The organism is Blastococcus sp. TF02-8, from assembly GCF_003319175.1.
GTDB lineage: Bacteria > Actinomycetota > Actinomycetes > Mycobacteriales > Geodermatophilaceae > Blastococcus.
On sequence record NZ_QOHK01000004.1, the window covers coordinates 1 to 16,821 of the forward strand.

Genomic DNA, 16,821 nt, shown 5'->3' on the forward strand with positions numbered 1-16,821 from the left:
CACGGGTTCTCCATCGAGCGCGACACCCGCGGCCGATGGCACACCTACCGGCCCGACGGCACCGAGATCCACGTCCTCCCACGGATCACCACCGAACCGGTCACCACCCGCGCCGGCTGAACGAGCCGCGCAGGTCAGTCGGTGAGGACGTCGTACTCCGAGGTGTCGTAGCGCGCGGAGGTGACCACTTCGGTGTCCTGGACGACCACGAGGGTCGCCTGGCTGTGCGCACCGCAGCCGTAGTCGGCCGTGACCACGCGGCCGTCGGCCGGGGCGTAGGCGTTGCCGCAGGCACCCACCATCTGACGCAGCGAACCGGCCAGCGGCAGGTAGAAGCCGCAGGTGGCACACGGCCCGGGGGCCTGGCGCGCCATGGGCGCCGTGGGCCCGAACTCGCCCGCCGTCCAGCGTCCGACCGCTTCCGAGCGGCCCTCCCGCGACATGACCCTCTCGCGGCCCAGGCCGATCTCGGCGGCCACGACCCGGCCCTCCGGGTCCTTGGCCGAGTCGTCGTCCACCGTGTACGCAGGGGACAGTCGGACGTCGTCCTCGGTGGAGGGCAGCACGTCGCCGACCGACAGGTCGCCGGGGCGCAGCCGCTCGTGCCACGGCACCCAGGCCGGCGCGAGGAGCGCCTGGTCGCCCGGGAGCAGCACGACCTCGTCGACGGTGACCCGGTCCTCCCCCGGGACGCGGGCCAGGGTGACCGCCCAGTGCCACCCGACGTAGCCGGGCAGCGTGCTGGCGAAGGTGTGGGTGACCACCTCGCCCAGCTCGGGTCCGGCCGCCGGTTCCGGGGCGGCACCGAGGTGCTTCCCGACCAGAGCGGCGTCACCGGCCGATTCGACGGCGGCCGCACGGGCCGGCTCGACCGCGGCGGTCAGCGGGTCGCCCGCGGGAGAGGCGGGCCGGACGGCGGCGGAGGCTTCGGACACGACCCCATTGTGGCGGACGAGGGGGTACCGGAGGCACAGCGCGTCCCCCGGCGTCGTGCTCGCGGCCGGACCGGACTCCCAGGTCGGTGCGGCACCATGGGCGGGTGCCCGCCTCCCGCCGTCCGCCCGGTGCCCCCCGGCGGTCCCGGCTGTCCGGACGGCGCGCCTCCCCCGCGGCCGGTCCGCCGGACACCACCCCGCTCGGCGTCCCCCGCCCGCAGACCCGGCCGATGCCCACGGCCTCGCCGCAACCGCCGGGCGACGACCGACCCACGGCGTCCATCCCCGTCCCGGGGCCGACGGCGCCCCCGCCCCCTCCCGGCGGCGGGAAGCAGACGGTCACCCGGGTAGCGGCGGCCCGCAGCCGCGAGCTGACCGTCGCAGCGGCCCGTCGGGTGCGGGCCGCCAGTCGCGCGGACGGCGCGGCCGAGAGCGGACTGACCCAGCTCCTGTGGGTCAACGCCCTGCACATGGCCGGCGACGCGATGATCGCCGTCTCGCTGGCCGGCACCCTCTTCTTCGCCGCGGCCGCCGACGCCCAGCGCGGCAACGTCGCCCTCTACCTCCTGGTGACGATGGCCCCGTTCGCCGTCGTCGCGCCGGTGATCGGTCCCGCCCTGGACCGGCTGCAGCGCGGCCGCCGCTGGGCACTGGCCGCATCCCTCGTCGGTCGCGCCGCGCTGGCGCTGGTGATGGCGGCGCACGTCGACGACCTGTGGCTCTACCCCGCGGCGCTCGGCGTCCTGGTCCTCTCCAAGGCCCACAACGTGCTGCGCGCCGCGGTGGTCCCCCGGGTGCTGCCCGGTGCCATGTCCCTGACCTCGGCCAACGCACGGCTGTCGGTGTTCGGCCTGGCCACCGCAGGTGCGGCCGGGGCGCTGGCCGCCGGCGTCGCCTCGCTGCTCGGCACCCGGTGGGAACTGTGGGCCACCGCCGCGGTGTTCGTCGCCGGCGGCGTGCTGGCCGTCCGGCTGCCGCAGCACGTGGACGTGCCGACCGGCGAGGAACCTGCCGACGTGCTGAGCACCGCGGAGATCCGCGTCCCCGGCCGGCGGCGGCAGGTCGATCCGCACGTCGTCCTCGCGCTGCGGGCCAACGCGGCGCTGCGCGGCCTCGGCGGGTTCCTGACGATCTTCTGCGCCTTCCTGGTGCAGGCCACCTTCCCCGACGGCTGGGAGGCCACGCTCGCGCTCGGCGCGCTCGCCGCCGCAGCGGGCGTGGGCAGCTTCGCCGGCACGGCGGCCGGCTCCCGGCTGCACGGTGCCGCCCCCGACCGGCTGGTTCTCTACGCGGCCGGGACGGCCGCCGTCGTGACCGTGCTCGCCGCGGTGTTCTACGGGTTCGGGATGGCCGTGCTCGTCGCCGGGGTCTCCGCGGTGGCCAACGCGATCGGCAAGGTCTCCCTCGACGCGATCATCCAGCGGGAGGTGCCCGAGAGCCTGCGCGCCTCGGCGTTCGCCCGCTCGGAGACGATGCTCCAGCTCGCGTGGGTGGTCGGCGGCGCACTCGGCATCGCGCTGCCCCCGACCGGCTGGCTCGGCTTCACCGTTGCCGCGGTGCTGCTCGCCGTCGCGGTCGGGCTCGTGCTGTGGACCCTCTACCGCGGCCGGTCGAGCACGCCGGCGCCGGGGCCCGCGGAACCACCGACGACGCCGGTGGGACCGTCGTGGTCGTGAGAAGCACCGCGCCCGCCCTGATCGCCGTCGGTCTCGTCGCCGCCCTGACCGGCTGCGGGTCCGAGCCCACCGGCCCCGGCGAGGTCCGCGTGCAGTCCGGCAGCCAGGACATCAGCGCCCGCGCCACGCAGTACTGCCTCGACGGCGACCGGCAGCGCTACGAGGTCACGCCGCCGATCGTCGAGGTCTCCCCCGACACCACGATCCGGCTCACCGTGCCCGAGGCGGTCGCGGAGAGCGGCTGGCAGGTGCAGGTCTTCGACGACAAGCTCGAGAACGTGATCGGCGAGGTCGACGTGCCCGACGGCAGCGAGACCTTCGAGGAGATCAACTCCTCCGACGTCGCCACCCCCGCCTTCTACCTCGTGGTCATCGAGGACAAGGGCGGCGACTGCGGCGAGTGGTCCGGCGCCTGGCCGATCGGCTTCCTGCGCGCGGGCGGCTGAGGTCAGGCCTCGAGGTCGCCGGCGATCGCCCGGAGGACGGTCGCGACCTTCCGGGCGTGCTGCCGGTCGGGGTGCCGGCCGTGCCGCAGCCCTTCGGAGACGTCGTCCAGCAGCTTGATGACGTCCTCGATGATCGGGACCAGCTCGTCGGGCTTCTTCCGGCTCGCCGCCGCGACCGACGCCGTCACCGAGGGCAGCGGGTCGAGCAGGCGGACCTGCAGCGCCTGGTCGCCGCGACGGCCGGCGACGATGCCGAACTCCACCCGCTGACCGGGCTTGAGGTCGGTACCGGCCGGCAGGGCGTCCTTGTGCACGAAGACGTCGGGGCCGTCCTCGCGGGAGAGGAAGCCGAAGCCCTTCTCCGCGTTGAACCACTTCACTCTGCCGGTGGGCACGGTGGATCCCTCAGTTCCTCGGTGTGGCGCGGCGCGCGGCCGGTGACGACATCGGCGGCACGGAACCGCTCGGTGCACAGGTTAACCGCCCGGGCTCCCGGCCGGACCTGCCTTTTCCCGAGCGCGTCCCTAGCCTGACCGGGTGCCCGACACGCAGCAGGCCCGGGAGCACCCCGACTACCGGTTCACCCTGGCCAACGAGCGCACCCTGCTGGCCTGGCTGCGCACCGGGCTGGCACTGGTCGCCGGCGGCGTGGCCGTCGCCACGTACGCCCCGGACCTCGGCGTGCGCTGGGGCAGCGCCGCGGTCGCGCTGGCCCTGGTGCTCGTCGGCCTGCTCACGGCGCTCGCCGGCTACCGCCGGTGGCGCGCCAACGAGGCCGCGATCGGGGCGGGCCGGCCGCTGCCCGCCGGAACGGCGGTCACCGCGGTCGCGGCCGCCGTCGCCTCGGTGGTGGTCGTGGTCGGCGTGCTCGTGGGGGTGGAGGTCCTGCAGCGGTGACCGCGGTCGAGACCCAGCCGGAGCGGACGGCACTGGCCTGGCAGCGCACCGGCCTCGGCGTGCTGGGCGTCGGCGGCCTGCTCGGGCACCGCGCCCTGGAGACCGGACGCGCGGCGCTGCTGGTCGCCGCCGGCTGCGTCGCGCTGCTCGGGCTCGCCGTGCTCGGAGCGATGGCGCCGCTGCGCTACCGCCAGGTGCGGCGGCACGTGGAGCGGCGGACCGCCGTCGACGATCGGTGGGCGCCCCGCTCCGTCACCGCCACCGTGCTGCTCACCGCCGGTGTGGCCGCGGTCGCCGTCGTCCTCAGCTGACCTGCTCCCCCGCCACGATGCCCAGGCGGGTGAGCAGCTGCAGGAAGACGACGGCGAAGTCGTTGGTCGCGACGTCGCGCGCGACCTCCGCCCACTCCACCTGCTCCCGGAGGGCCCGGGCGACCGGGAGCAGCCTGGAGAAGTCGCAGTAGTGCTCGTCGAGGGCCATCAGCTTGGTCGTGAGGATGTCGGTGGGGTCGAGCACCGGCATCTGCACCGAGAGCACCGGCAGCACCTCGGCCCGGTCCACGAGGTCCATCTCGGTGGGCCGGCCGCACGTGCGCCAGATGACGTCGACGAAGACGTCGTCGCGCACCACCTTGAGCAGCCAGTCCTCGGCCGGGTCGACGACCTCCAGCCCGGCGTCGGCCAGCGCCTTGGCCGCCCGCTCGGCCTCGGCGGCGGGCACCAGGAAGTCGGCGTCGTGATCGGGTTCCGGCGCCCCGCGGACCCAGGCGGCGTACCCACCGCAGAGGGCGAACGGCACCTCGCCCTGCTTCAGCGCGACAGCGGTCCGTTTCAGCAGATCGCGCACCTGGTCGCGGGGTGAGGGCTGCACGGAGGCCTCGCTACCCGGTGACACCGGACGCACGCACGGTGCTGGGGTAGATCGCGCGGCATGCGGGGCACAGGGTGCTCGTGCGCATCGCGACCTTCAACATCCTGCACGGGCGTTCGCTGGAGGACGGCCGGGTCGACGTCGACCGGCTCGCCGCCGCGGTGAAGAGCCTGGACGCCGACATCGTGGGCCTGCAGGAGGTCGACCGGGACCAGCCGCGGTCCCTGGGAGCGGACCTGACCGCCGTCGCCGCGGAGGCGATGGGCGCGGTGGACTCGCAGTTCGTGGCTGCCCTCTCCGGCACGCCCGGTGGCACGTGGATGGCGGCCACCGGCGACGAACAGCCCGGATCGGCCAGCTACGGCATCGCGCTGCTGTCGCGCTACCCCGTGGTCTCCTGGCGTGTCGTGCGGCTGGCCCCGCTGCGGGCCAGCGTGCCCCTGTGGTCGGAGCAGACGCGCCGCCCCTTCCTCGCGCGGGACGAGCCCCGTGTCGCCGTCGCGGCGGTGGTGGACGGGCCGTTCGGGCAGGTGACCGTCTGCAACACGCACCTGTCGTTCATCCCCCGGTGGAACGGGCACCAGCTGCGCACACTGGTCCGGTCGCTGGAGGGCACCCGGGAGCCGCTGGTGCTGATGGGCGACCTCAACATGCAGCGCCGCCCGGCCGCCCGGCACAGCGGTCTGCAGCCGATCGCCGCGGCCGCCACGTTCCCCGCTCCCCGGCCGATGCGGCAGCTGGACCACGTCCTGGTGCGCGGCGGGATCCGGGCCGCGGGCCCGGCGGAGGCGGTGCGGCTCCCGCTGTCGGACCACCGGGCGCTGGTCGTCCCGGTCGAGCCGGCCTGAGGCGACCGACGGGTCGCGCGTCCGGCCCGGTCACGCCATCATTCCGGCATGGCCAGCAGCGGAACCGCCCGCATCCTGTCCCTCGTCGCCACCATCGTGCGGGTGGTGTGCGCCGTGATCGCGGCGGTGATCGTGGTGCACGCGCTGTTCGTGCTGTTCGAGGCCAACCCGAGCAACGGGCTGGTGACCTTCGCGGCGAACTGGCGCGACTCCTTCGGCTGGTTCACCAAGGACCTGTTCACGCCGTCGGACCCCAAGATCGCCGAGGCCATCAACGCGGGGCTGGCCGCGGTGGTCTGGGTCGTGGTGGGGAGCCTGATCTCCAAGCTCATCGTCCGGCTGACCCCGGCGGACTCGGGGGCGAAGAAGGCCGACGCCTGATCGGCCTCGGCGGGTCGGCGGCCCGCTCAGGGACCGCCGACCGCCGGCCGGTCAGCGCTTGCGGTTCTCCGGCAGCTGCACGCCGGCCCGGTTCGGCTTGTCCGTCGGGTGGGCGTAGCGCAGGACCGACGCCGGCAGCGGGAAGCTGTGGTCCTGCCCGAACGGCGACAGCGGCCCGGCCACCGAGGCGGAGAGCTCGGTCAGCGGCGGGCCACCGTTCTCGGACTCGCCCCAGGTGGGCTCCACCAGGTGCGCGTGCTTCTCGTTGCGCTTGGCCATGACGCCTCCGTGTGCGGTACGCGTGCACCGCGCGGTGCACTGTCGTCGTCCATCTTCGCCGATCCGCCCCGGGCGGCGCACGGCGCCGCCCCGGGCGAGTTCCCTCCGGCGGAGCGGCCCCCACCCTCGAGGTGCACCCGCCCGGCCGGCAGCGGCGTCGGCACGGCCGGCGACGTAGCGTGGACCGGATGTCCACGGAAGCCCCTGCCACGCTCGCCGCCTGGCTGCGCACCCGCAGCGACGAGCAGCTGAGCGCGCTGCTGGCGGCCCGCCCCGACGTCGCGCGCCCCGCGCCGTCCGACGTCGTCGCCCTCGCCAGCCGGCTGGCGGTGCCGGTCTCGGTCGACCGGGCGCTCGACGAACTGGACGCCGCCACCCTCCAGGTGCTCGACGTCGTGCTGCTCGCGCCGACCGACGGCATGGCGCCCGACGAGCTGATCACCGCCCTCCCCCAGGTCCCCGACGAGGTGCTGACCGAGGCCCTCGACGCCCTGACCACCCGGGCGCTGCTGTGGGGCGACGACGTGCTGCACGCCCCCGACCCGGTGCGCCGCGCCGTCCGCCATCCGGCCGGGCTCGGCCGCCGCGCCGTCGACCTCCGGCTGCAGCTGCCCGCGGACCTTCCCGCGGCGCTCGCCGAGCTCACGCCCGAGGAGCGGCAGGTGCTCGAGCGGCTGGCCGGCGAGCGACCCGTCGGCCACCTCCCCGACGCCCCGGGCAACGGCACCGGGTCCCCCGCCCGGCGGCTCCTGCAGCGCGGCCTGCTGGCCCGGATCGACGCGCTCAACGTGGAGCTCCCCCGCGAGATCGGGCTGCTGCTGCGCGGCGACCTGCCCTACGGCCCGCCGCGCCGCCGTCCCGAGCCGGCGGTGGGCGTCCGCGACCCGCAGGTGGTCGACCGGCAGGCCGCCGGTGCGGCGCTGGAGTCCGTCGGCCGGATCGGCGAGCTGCTGGCGCTGCTCGAGGAGGAGCCGGCCGGGCTGCTGCGCAGCGGCGGCGTCGGCGTGCGCGACCAGAAGCGGCTGGCGAAGGCACTCAAGGTGAGCGAGCCCGACGCCGCATGGCTGCTGGAGCTGGCGTTCGCGGCGGGACTGCTCGACGTCGGCGGGCCGCACCGCGACGAGTGGCTGCCCACCCGCGCCTACGACATCTGGCGCGAGCAGGACCTCGCCGACCGGTGGGCCGTGCTCGCGGCCGGCTGGCTGGACGGCGTGCGGCTGCCGTCGCTGGTGGGCGTGCGCGATGTCGCCGGGAAGTCGGCCAACCCGCTCTCCCCCGATCTCGTGCGGCACACCGCCCCGTCGATCCGGCGCTCGGCGCTGGGTGTGCTCGCCGAGCTGCCCGCGGGTGCCGGCCTGCCGGCCGAGGAGCTGACCGCGCTGCTGCGCTGGCGCACCCCGCGGCGGGCGGACCGGCTGGCGCCCGTCCCCGCCATGCTGGCCGAGGCCGCGCGGCTCGGCGTCCTGGTCTCCGGTGCGCTGTCCACCGGCGGCCGCGGCCTGCTCGCCACCGGCGAGGACGGCGCCGCCGACGGCATGCGTGGGCTGCTGCCCGAGCCGGTCGACCACGTGCTCGCCCAGCCCGACCTGTCGCTGATCGCGCCCGGTCCGTTGGTCGCCGAGCTGGCCGACACGTTGTCCGTCGTCGCCGACGTCGAGTCCTCCGGCGGCGCGACGGTGTTCCGGGTGTCGGAGGCCAGCGTGCGGCGGGCGCTGGACGTCGGCTGGTCGGCCTCGGACCTGCACGACTTCCTCGCCAAGGCCTCGCGCACCCCGGTCCCCCAGGCGCTGGACTACCTGGTCGACGACGTCGCGCGGCAGCACGGGCGGCTGCGGGTCGGGTCGATCGAGTCCTACGTGCGCTCCGACGACCACGGGCTGCTCTCCCAGGTGCTCGGCGACCGCCGCACCGCCCCCGCCGAGCTGCGCCGTCTCGCGCCCGGCGTGCTGGTCAGCGGGCTGGGTGCCGACGAGGTGCTCACCGTCCTGCGGGAGGCGGGCTACGCCCCGGCCGGGGAGAACCCGGGGGGCGCCGTCCTCACCCGACCCCCGGCCCGGCCGCGTGCCGCCGGCCGGCGGACCGGCACCGAGCACGCGCCGACCGCCCGGCCGCTGACCGGGGACGAGCGCGCCGCGGTCGTGCGGGAGGTCCGCGCCGGTGACGCCGCGCTGGCCGCCCGCCGCGGCGAGGCGGTGCGCCAGGTGCCCGGGGTGACGACGGCGTCGACCCTGGAGCTGCTGTCGAAGGCGGTCCGCGAGGGCATCCCGGTGTGGCTGGGCTACGTGGACGCGCAGGGCAGCGGCAGCCAGCGCGTGGTGCAGCCGGTCTCGCTGGTCGGCGGGTTCCTGCAGGGCTACGACGAGCGGCGCGGCGAGAACCGCACCTTCGCCGTCCACCGGATCACCTCGGTCGCCCTGGTCGAGGAGGACGGCGCACCGGGCTCGGGCATGCTGCCCGGGTGATCCCCAGCATCCAGGAACGTCTCATCCCGGACATGACCTGCTTCGGCTGCGGGCCGGCGAACGAGCGCGGTCTCCGGATCCGGAGCTATCCGGGTGAGGACGGCGTCACGGCGAGCTTCACCCCGTGGCCGGAGCACGACAACGGGCTCGGGTACCTCAACGGCGGCATCATCTCGACGCTGCTGGACTGCCACAGCGCAGCGGCGGTCATGCACGAGGCGGAGCAGCGCGGGCTGCTCGCCCCCGGCGGCGGGCTGGCATACGTGACCGCGGGGCTCGACGTCCGCTTCCTGCGGCCCGCTCCGCTGACCGAGCCGGTGGAGCTCCTCGCGCGGGTGGTCGAGGCGAGCGACGACCAGATGACCGCCGAGGTGGAGCTGCGGTGGGACGGCAAGCCGCGGGCGGCCGCGACCGCGCTCTGGAAGCGCTGGCGCCCGCGCACCTGACCGTCACGGGGAAGGGGTCGTCGTCCTCCGGCGTTACCGTGGTCAGTCCGGCGCACGCTGTCGCGCCGCCTCCCCGAACGAAGGATCTCCGCGTTGAACGACGGTCCGCTCATCGTCCAGTCGGACAAGACCCTGCTGCTCGAGGTCGACCACCCGCTGGCCCGTGAGTGCCGGGCGGCGATCGCGCCGTTCGCCGAGCTGGAGCGCTCCCCGGAGCACGTGCACACCTACCGGGTCACGCCGCTCGCGCTGTGGAACGCCCGCGCCGCCGGTCACGACGCCGAGCAGGTCGTCGACGCGCTGGTCCGCTACTCGCGCTACCCGGTGCCGCACGCGCTGCTGGTCGACGTCGCCGACACGATGGACCGCTTCGGCCGGCTCACCCTCGCCAACAACCCGGTCCATGGGCTGGTGCTCACCAGCACCGACCGCGCGGTGCTGGAGGAGGTCGTGCGGTCGAAGAAGGTCGCCCCGATGCTGGGCGCCCGCATCGACGCCGACACCGTCGTCGTCCACCCCTCCGAGCGCGGCCGGCTCAAGCAGGCGCTGCTCAAGGTCGGCTGGCCCGCGGAGGACCTCGCCGGCTACGTCGACGGGCAGGCCCACCCGATCTTCCTGGACCAGGCCGGCTGGCAGCTGCGCGACTACCAGCAGGAGGCCGTCGAGGGCTTCTGGGCGGGCGGCTCGGGCGTCGTCGTCCTCCCCTGTGGCGCGGGCAAGACGCTGGTCGGCGCCGCGGCCATGGCCGAGGCCAAGGCGACGACGCTGATCCTGGTGACCAACACCGTCTCCGGCCGGCAGTGGAAGCGCGAGCTGATCGCGCGCACCACGCTGACCGAGGACGAGATCGGCGAGTACTCCGGCGAGCGCAAGGAGATCCGGCCGGTCACCATCGCGACCTACCAGGTGATCACCACCCGCCGGAAGGGCGAGTACCGGCACCTGGACCTGTTCGACGCCCAGGACTGGGGCCTGATCGTGTACGACGAGGTGCACCTGCTGCCCGCGCCGATCTTCCGGCTCACCGCCGACCTGCAGTCCCGCCGCCGGCTGGGCCTCACCGCCACGCTGGTGCGCGAGGACGGCCGCGAGGACGACGTCTTCTCCCTCATCGGGCCCAAGCGCTACGACGCCCCGTGGAAGGACATCGAGGCGCAGGGCTACATCGCGCCGGCCGAGTGCATCGAGGTGCGGGTCGCGCTCGACGACGAGGAGCGGATGACCTACGCGGTCGCCGAGCCCGAGGAGCGGTACCGCATCGCGGCGACGGCGCACTCGAAGCTGCCGGTGATCCGCCGCGTGCTGGAGCGCCACCCCGAGGAGCAGAAGCTGGTCATCGGCGCCTACCTCGACCAGCTCGAGGAGCTCGGGACGGCGCTCGACGCGCCCGTGATCCAGGGGTCGACGACCAACCGCGAGCGGGAGAAGCTCTTCGACGCCTTCCGCGCCGGCGAGATCAAGACGCTGGTCGTCTCCAAGGTCGCGAACTTCTCCATCGACCTGCCCGAGGCGGCCGTCGCCGTGCAGGTGTCGGGGACGTTCGGCTCCCGGCAGGAGGAGGCGCAGCGGCTCGGCCGGGTGCTCCGCCCCAAGGCCGACGGCCGGCAGGCGCACTTCTACACGGTGGTCAGCCGCGACACCCTGGACAGCGAGTACGCAGCCCACCGGCAGCGCTTCCTGGCCGAGCAGGGCTACGCGTACACGATCGTCGACGCCGACGACCTGGCCGGTCCGGGCGAGGTCAACGGCCCCGACTGGGTGGACGAGCCCGCCGACTGATCCGCGTTCGGCTGTCAGCGACGGTCGACGCTGCCGCCGTAGCGTCCTGCCGTGGCGCCGTTCCAAGGGTCGGCGTCCTCCCGCTCGGCGCGGCGGTGCTGGTCCACGAGAAACCGGTGATGCCGGTGACGTACGGCGCGCCCGTGGTCCCACATCGAGCGAGGCGGCCCCTGACGGCGTCGGCGATCCTCGCGTCGAGCGTGGGCGGCTCGGTCGGGCGAGCTGATGCTCGGACCTGGGCGTGCGGCGTGGAGCGCGTGCGGCGGGGACTCGGCTGAACATGCGGCGGTGGTCGCCGAAGTGGCAGGCGTGATCTCGCTCGTCGCCATGCTCGTCGCGGTGGGCGTGGGCGTGTTCCTGGTGACCGTCCTCCTGCTCCGGCAGGCCTCCCCGCACACCGCCGTGGTCGTCCGGGGTCGCCTCCTCCGGGCCGACGGGCGGGGGTCCCGGGGGCGTGTGCGACTCACCGCGGCGGACGTGACCTGGCGCGAGCGCGGGCACGAACCAGTGGGCTTGCGGGGGCCGGTGCGACTCGGTCCCACCGGCCACGCCTCCTGGGGTCGGCAGGCCACCGTCCGCCTGCAGCTCTGGACGGCCGAGGGACGACAGATGGCCCTGGACCTGCCCGCCCCGGAGGCAGCGGCCACCGTGCGGCTGCTGTCGGGGCAGGATCCGGTCGGTCTGGAGCCATGGCGCGCCACCCGCGCTCGGGGAACGGCGTGGGCAGCCGCCTTCCTCACGCTGGCGGTCGGTTTCGCCGGGCTGATGTTCCTCGTCGGCACCGACGGCTACACCGCGGACGCCACCGTGCTGAGCAGCGACGACGGCTGGACCTGCGAGGTCGCCTGGACCGACCCGACGGGGACAGCGATCGAGGGTCGGTCGGACTGCTTCGGCGAGCGGGCCGGGAGCAGGCTGGAGGTCCTGGTGCCCTGGGGCGAGATCGAGGACCCCGTGTCCACCCGGCCCGCGCTGGCCCTCAGCGGGGGCGTCGTCGCTGCCCCGCTGCTGGCCGTCGGTGCCCTGCTGGCATGGCGGGTCGCCCGGCACCGGCGCAGGGACGCGACGTTCCTCCGGCTCGTCGGCGCCGAGCCGCCGCGCGCCGGGGAATCGAGCGAGGCCGCTCTCGCGGAGCCGCGCACCGCATCGGCAGTCGCCCGCAGGCGGCGGTGGTCGCGGGTGGGACTCATCGGCGTCGCCGCCTCGCTGCTTCTCTCGGTCGGCATGTGGCTCGTTCAGGACCACGCTGACCGGCAGCTGCGTGCGGAGGGCGCGACGACGGTCGGGACCGTGGTCGAACTGCATCCGGAGGGCCGACGGCGGCGGGGCGGCCTCGACGTGCGCTTCACCGTCGACGGCACGCAGCACAGGGGGCACGTCCCGGGTGACAGCAACGACTACGACCTCGGGCAACACGTCGAGGTGTTCTTCGATCCGGCGGACCCCGATCGGTTCACCATCGACGACGTCACCTTCGAGCCGAGGGGAACAGCCCTGCTCCTGACCGTCGGTGGCCTGGGATCCCTCTCCGGGATCGCCTACGGGCTCCCGGTCCTGCTCTCGCATCGGCGTGCGAGGTCGATGCTCGCCCGTGGGGTGTGGTCGCCGGTGATGGTCCGGGCGCGCTACGAGAAGAGCCGGTATCTGTTCACCGCACCGGACGGCACCACCTGGCGTTCGTCCCGCCGGGCCGGCTGGCCCACCCGCGAGGACGGAACCGAGCCGGTCCAGGACGCGTGGTGGGTCCGCGACGGCGAGCACGCCGTGTTCTCCCCTGACAAGGGAGCACCCCTGGTACGTGCCCGCCTGAGCTGACCGACGGCCGCTGCGCCGCTGTCGAGCTGGCCGCCGACGGTGCGGCGCCGGGGAACGGGCCGGTCCAGGTGCGGTCAACGGTCCGGACTGCGTGGACGAGCCGCCGACCGAGCGTCGCGGCGCACGGTGCTCCCGGTCGAGCTTGATCGGGCTACACCTGGTGCCGATAACGGCGCCGTGGATCTGCTGTCCCCGCTGCTCACCGTCCTGGCGGCCGCCGTGCTCGGCCTCGTGATCGGCGGGGTACGCATGGTCCGGGCGAGGCGACGTCGGGGCAGGCTCCACGACGGCGCGGCGGTGGCCTGCCGCGCACGGCTGGCGGTCGGCTCCGCGCCGCTCCGGTCCGGGCGGCTGCACTTCTCCGGCGCGCGGGCGACGTGGCGCGAGCGGCGCGACCGCACCGAGATCGACCTGACGGGTGCCCGGTTCGTCTCGGTGCTCACCGACCCACGGGGCGGCTTCGGGGACGACGTCGAGCTGCGCCTCTCGCACCCCGGGCGGACGCCCCTCCGGGTGGCGCTGCAGCAGGACGACGCGGCCACGCTCGTCACCCTGCTGGCAGCGGCGGACGGCCCCCCGGCACCTGAGGCCCCCGAGACCCCCGTGGCCCCCGTGGGACACCGGTGGCAGCGGAGCAGGTGGGCGATGGCGACCACCGCCCTCGCTGCGGCGTGGGTGCTCGCCTGGACCTACCTCGTGCTCGGCGGGGAGACGGTCACCGCGACCGTGACCGGTGCGGACCCCGAGTACGACTCCTGCGACGTCAGCTGGACCCGCGAGGGTGAGACGCACGAATCCGAGGTCGACTGCGACGGCGAACCGGCCGGGGCTGCCCTCGCGGTCTGGGCCATGGCGCCGCCGTTCACCGACGCCGCCGTGGACCCCGAGATGACCGTGATCATGGTGCCGCTGCTGGGTGGGCTGTTCGCCGCGCCGGGCGCCTGGCGCCTGGTCCGGGACCGTCGCCGGCGGCTGCGGCCCGACGAGGCACCTGGGCCGGTGGTCCACCTCCCGGTCGACCGGGAGCTGCCGGCGCTGTCCGAGGACGAGCTGGTGCCTGCCCGGGAGGAGCAGCCGAGCTCCCTCGTCGCCCGTCTCACGCCCTACGCGCTGCGCCAGGTGCCGGAGAACGGGTGGGAGGAGCCCCGCCGACCCCTGGGGGCAGGCAGCCCGGTGGCCGCCCACCACGTCGGCCTCCGCCTGCTCGGGCCCGTCGTCGCGCTCCTCCTGGTGCTCGCGATCACCACTCCCTGGCCGTACCGGTGGTACGTGCTGGCCAGCGGCACGACGGGGACCGCCACCGGCACGGTCACCGACGACGCCCCCGTCGAGGGTCCGGGCCCGTTGCCCGACGACGTGCTCGTGCGCTACCTGACGCCAGGCGGATCGGTCCACCTGGCGGACGTGGCGACGGGCCGGCTGCCCGAGCCGGGCGAGACGGTGACGGTCCAGTACGCCGTGGACGACCCCGGGTGGGCTCGCCTGGTGGGTCGCGACGACCGGCTGGGCTGGGGTGCGGTGGCCGGCGTCGCCGGCGTGCTGCTGGCGGCGGCCTGGGCCGGCCTGCGCTGCCGGCAGATGGTGACCAGGGTCCGCGCCGTGCGCCGCATCCACTCGCAGCCCCCCCGCCCCGCCGTCGGCCTGCTGACCGCCGATGCGCAGGGCGACCCGATCGCGCTCGTCTGCGACCCGGTGGTCAGCCCTGCCCGCTTCGTCGCCGTGCCGCTGATGACGCCGCTCCCGCAGGGCACGGCGGCGGCCCTCGCAGGCGAGCCGGAGGTGGCGCTCACCGCCCATGGACGGCTCGCCGACGGGGAGCTCGTGGTCCTCGAGGTGGCGGGACGGGGAGCGCTGCTGCCCGTCGGACCGGCCTCCGTTCCCGACGCGTCGTCCCTGCTGCTCCTCCTGGACAGCGCCGGCAGCTTCGCCCGGTTCGCGGCGGGCCCCGACGGCGACGACGGCGAGGCGGGCGAGCCGGTCCGCTGAGGGGACGGCGGGCGCGCGGGGCCGATGGGATGCGCGTGACCGGCGGGGTGACGTGGCGGTCCCTCACGTCATGAGGATCCCCACAAGCCGCACCCCTTGACTCCGTGAAAGACCAGGTCAGCGACCCGTCAGCCATCCCTATACGTCGTCGCCGTCGGGGCACGCGGCAGGAGACCGGTTGGGCGTGTTGTCCCTCGGCCAGAGAAGATGGACCCCGTCATGGGGAGTGCATTGCGAGCGGAAGCCTTGAGCCCGCAGACCACCAGTCGTCCGCTCCGCGCGTGGCAGCAGGCCGCGCTGAGCCAGTACGAGGAGCAGTCCCCCAAGGACTTCCTGGTCACCGCTACGCCCGGCGCCGGCAAGACGACCTTCGCGCTGACGCTGGCCGCCCGGCTGCTCTCCCGCCGCGAGGTCGCCCGCGTCATCGTCGTCGCCCCGACCGACCACCTGCGCCTGCAGTGGGCCGAGGCCGCCGACGCGATGGGCATCGTGCTCGACCCCAACCTGACCAACGCCGTCGGGCCGGTCCGTGCCGGCACCCAGGGCTACGTGACCACCTACGCGCAGGTCGCCGGCAAGCCGATGCTGCACGCCGCCCGCGCCACCGCGGTGAAGTCGCTGGTCATCCTCGACGAGGTCCACCACGCCGGTGACGGCCTCTCCTGGGGCGAGGCGGTCGAGGAGGCCTACGGCATGGCCGCCCGCCGGCTCTGCCTGACCGGGACGCCGTTCCGCACCAAGCCCGACGAGCGCATCCCCTTCGTCCGCTACGAGGAGGACACCTTCGAGGGCGAGGCCGGTGGCCTGGTCAGCCGCGCCGACTACACCTACGGCTACAAGGAGGCGCTGGCCGACAACGTCGTCCGTCCCGTCGTCTTCGCCGCCTACACCGGCACCTCGCGCTGGCGGAACTCCGCCGGCGAGGTCGTCGCCGCGTCGCTGAGCGAGGCCGGCACCAAGTCGGTCGAGATGCAGGCCTGGCGGACGGCGCTGGACCCCAAGGGCCAGTGGGTCGCGCACGTCATCGCCGCGATGGATGACCGGATCACGCACCTGCGCGAGCACGGCGGCATGCCCGACGCCGCCGGGCTGATCCTCGCCAGCGACCAGGACGACGCCCGCGCCTACGCCAAGATCGTCCGCCGGGTCACCGGCAAGGCCCCGGAGCTGATCCTCTCCGACGACCCGAAGGCCTCGAAGAAGATCGAGCGGTTCGCCACCGGGTCCGCACGGATCGCCGTCTGCGTGCGCATGATCTCCGAGGGCGTCGACGTCCCGCGCGCCGCCGTCCTGGCCTGGATGACCTCCTACCGGACGCCGCTGTTCTTCGCCCAGGCCGTCGGCCGCGTGGTGCGCTCCCGGGCATCGCACGAGTCGGCGACGGTGTTCCTCCCCGCCGTCCGGCCGCTGCTGTCGCTGGCCGCCTCCATGGAGGAGCAGCGCAACCACGTCATGCCGCCGCCGAAGAGCCAGCCCGACGAGGAGCTGGAGGCGCTCGACCTGCCGCCGCGGGAGCCGCGCGAGGGCGAGATGAAGCAGTGGGAGGCCCTGGAGGCCGACGCCCGCTTCGCGCACGTGCTGCACAGCGGGACGGCGCACACCGGCGAGGGCTCGGCGGCGACGGTCGTCGTCGGCGAGGAGGACGAGGAGTTCCTGGGCATCCCGGGTCTGCTGACTCCTGCGCAGACGGCGGAGCTGCTGGCCAAGCGGGACGACGAGCTGCGCCTGCGGGTCGCCCAGAGCCACCGGGCCGACGACGGCGACTTCATGATCGTCGAGGACCACCCGGACGAGGACGACGCCGGCCGCTCGTGGCGCGACGCCGCGGAGCTGCGCCGGGAGATCAACCGGCTGGTGAACCGGGTCGCGGCCCGGACGTCGACGCCGCAGGCCGTGGTGCACACGCAGCTGCGCCAGTCCGTGCCCGGGCCGCCGTCGGCGTCCGCGTCGGTGGACGTCCTCCGTGCCCGCCGGGAGCGTCTCCGCACGATGCTCTGAGCG

15 protein-coding genes and 1 pseudogene are annotated in these 16,821 nt (G+C 74.9%); 12 read left to right on the forward strand and 4 right to left on the reverse strand.

Annotated features, from left to right (window positions below):
* Positions 1 to 134 precede the first annotated feature (134 nt).
* Positions 135 to 935: a DUF3027 domain-containing protein gene (locus DQ237_RS09190; protein WP_113799463.1), complete on the reverse strand. Its 801-nt coding sequence runs from the start codon at positions 933 to 935 to the stop codon at positions 135 to 137.
* 104 nt (positions 936 to 1,039) lie between these two features.
* Between DQ237_RS09190 and DQ237_RS09195 the strand changes: the two genes are divergently transcribed.
* Together DQ237_RS09195 and DQ237_RS09200 are read left to right on the forward strand one after the other, a co-directional pair.
* On the forward strand, positions 1,040 to 2,611 hold the full coding sequence (locus DQ237_RS09195) for an MFS transporter (RefSeq protein ID WP_113799465.1): 1,572 nt from the start codon (positions 1,040 to 1,042) through the stop codon (positions 2,609 to 2,611).
* Complete coding sequence (locus DQ237_RS09200; RefSeq protein WP_240619527.1) at positions 2,608 to 3,057, forward strand: DUF2771 family protein; 450 nt, start codon at positions 2,608 to 2,610, stop codon at positions 3,055 to 3,057. Before DQ237_RS09195 ends, DQ237_RS09200 begins: the two co-directional genes overlap by 4 nt.
* Before the next feature lie 212 nt (positions 3,058 to 3,269).
* On the opposite strand, the pseudogene DQ237_RS20170 reads toward DQ237_RS09200, so the two are convergent.
* Positions 3,270 to 3,452, reverse strand: a pseudogene (locus DQ237_RS20170) (cold-shock protein); the annotation flags it as partial.
* A gap of 142 nt (positions 3,453 to 3,594) precedes the next feature.
* On the opposite strand from DQ237_RS20170, the gene DQ237_RS09210 reads away from it, so the two are divergent.
* Positions 3,595 to 3,954, forward strand: a complete 360-nt coding sequence (locus tag DQ237_RS09210; RefSeq protein ID WP_113799471.1) for a YidH family protein — start codon at positions 3,595 to 3,597, stop codon at positions 3,952 to 3,954.
* Complete coding sequence (locus DQ237_RS09215; protein ID WP_113799473.1) at positions 3,951 to 4,265, forward strand: DUF202 domain-containing protein; 315 nt, start codon at positions 3,951 to 3,953, stop codon at positions 4,263 to 4,265. Before DQ237_RS09210 ends, DQ237_RS09215 begins: the two co-directional genes overlap by 4 nt.
* On the opposite strand, the gene DQ237_RS09220 is transcribed toward DQ237_RS09215, so the two are convergent.
* Entirely contained in the window at positions 4,258 to 4,824 is a 567-nt protein-coding gene (locus DQ237_RS09220; RefSeq protein ID WP_113799475.1) for a hypothetical protein, read from the reverse strand. The genes DQ237_RS09215 and DQ237_RS09220 overlap by 8 nt on opposite strands.
* 80 nt (positions 4,825 to 4,904) lie before the next feature.
* On the opposite strand from DQ237_RS09220, the gene DQ237_RS09225 reads away from it, so the two are divergent.
* A complete protein-coding gene (locus tag DQ237_RS09225) occupies positions 4,905 to 5,672 on the forward strand; it encodes an endonuclease/exonuclease/phosphatase family protein (RefSeq protein ID WP_113800042.1) in 768 nt (255 codons plus the stop codon).
* 48 nt (positions 5,673 to 5,720) lie between these two features.
* Positions 5,721 to 6,053 carry a hypothetical protein gene (locus DQ237_RS09230; RefSeq protein WP_113799477.1) on the forward strand — a complete coding sequence of 111 codons (333 nt, stop codon included), beginning with the start codon at positions 5,721 to 5,723 and terminating at the stop codon, positions 6,051 to 6,053.
* A 51-nt stretch (positions 6,054 to 6,104) separates the two neighbouring features.
* On the opposite strand, the gene DQ237_RS09235 is transcribed toward DQ237_RS09230, so the two are convergent.
* Entirely contained in the window at positions 6,105 to 6,332 is a 228-nt protein-coding gene (locus DQ237_RS09235) for a hypothetical protein (protein ID WP_113799479.1), read from the reverse strand.
* A 188-nt stretch (positions 6,333 to 6,520) separates the two neighbouring features.
* Here DQ237_RS09235 and DQ237_RS09240 point away from each other — a divergent pair, with 188 nt between their 5' ends.
* From DQ237_RS09240 to DQ237_RS09265, 6 genes are all read left to right on the forward strand, one after another.
* A complete protein-coding gene (locus tag DQ237_RS09240; RefSeq protein WP_113799481.1) occupies positions 6,521 to 8,794 on the forward strand; it encodes a helicase C-terminal domain-containing protein in 2,274 nt (757 codons plus the stop codon).
* A complete protein-coding gene (locus DQ237_RS09245; RefSeq protein WP_205730145.1) occupies positions 8,791 to 9,240 on the forward strand; it encodes a PaaI family thioesterase in 450 nt (149 codons plus the stop codon). The genes DQ237_RS09240 and DQ237_RS09245 overlap by 4 nt, the downstream gene beginning before the upstream one ends.
* A 93-nt stretch (positions 9,241 to 9,333) precedes the next feature.
* Complete coding sequence (locus DQ237_RS09250) at positions 9,334 to 11,019, forward strand: DNA repair helicase XPB (protein WP_113799483.1); 1,686 nt, start codon at positions 9,334 to 9,336, stop codon at positions 11,017 to 11,019.
* A gap of 309 nt (positions 11,020 to 11,328) precedes the next feature.
* Positions 11,329 to 12,834 (forward strand): DUF3592 domain-containing protein, encoded by a 1,506-nt coding sequence (locus DQ237_RS09255; RefSeq protein ID WP_147251770.1) that lies wholly within the window; start codon positions 11,329 to 11,331, stop codon positions 12,832 to 12,834.
* Between the two features lie 177 nt (positions 12,835 to 13,011).
* Entirely contained in the window at positions 13,012 to 14,820 is a 1,809-nt protein-coding gene (locus DQ237_RS09260; protein ID WP_113799487.1) for a hypothetical protein, read from the forward strand.
* A gap of 246 nt (positions 14,821 to 15,066) precedes the next feature.
* A complete protein-coding gene (locus DQ237_RS09265; RefSeq protein WP_240619528.1) occupies positions 15,067 to 16,818 on the forward strand; it encodes a DEAD/DEAH box helicase in 1,752 nt (583 codons plus the stop codon).
* Positions 16,819 to 16,821 lie beyond the last annotated feature (3 nt).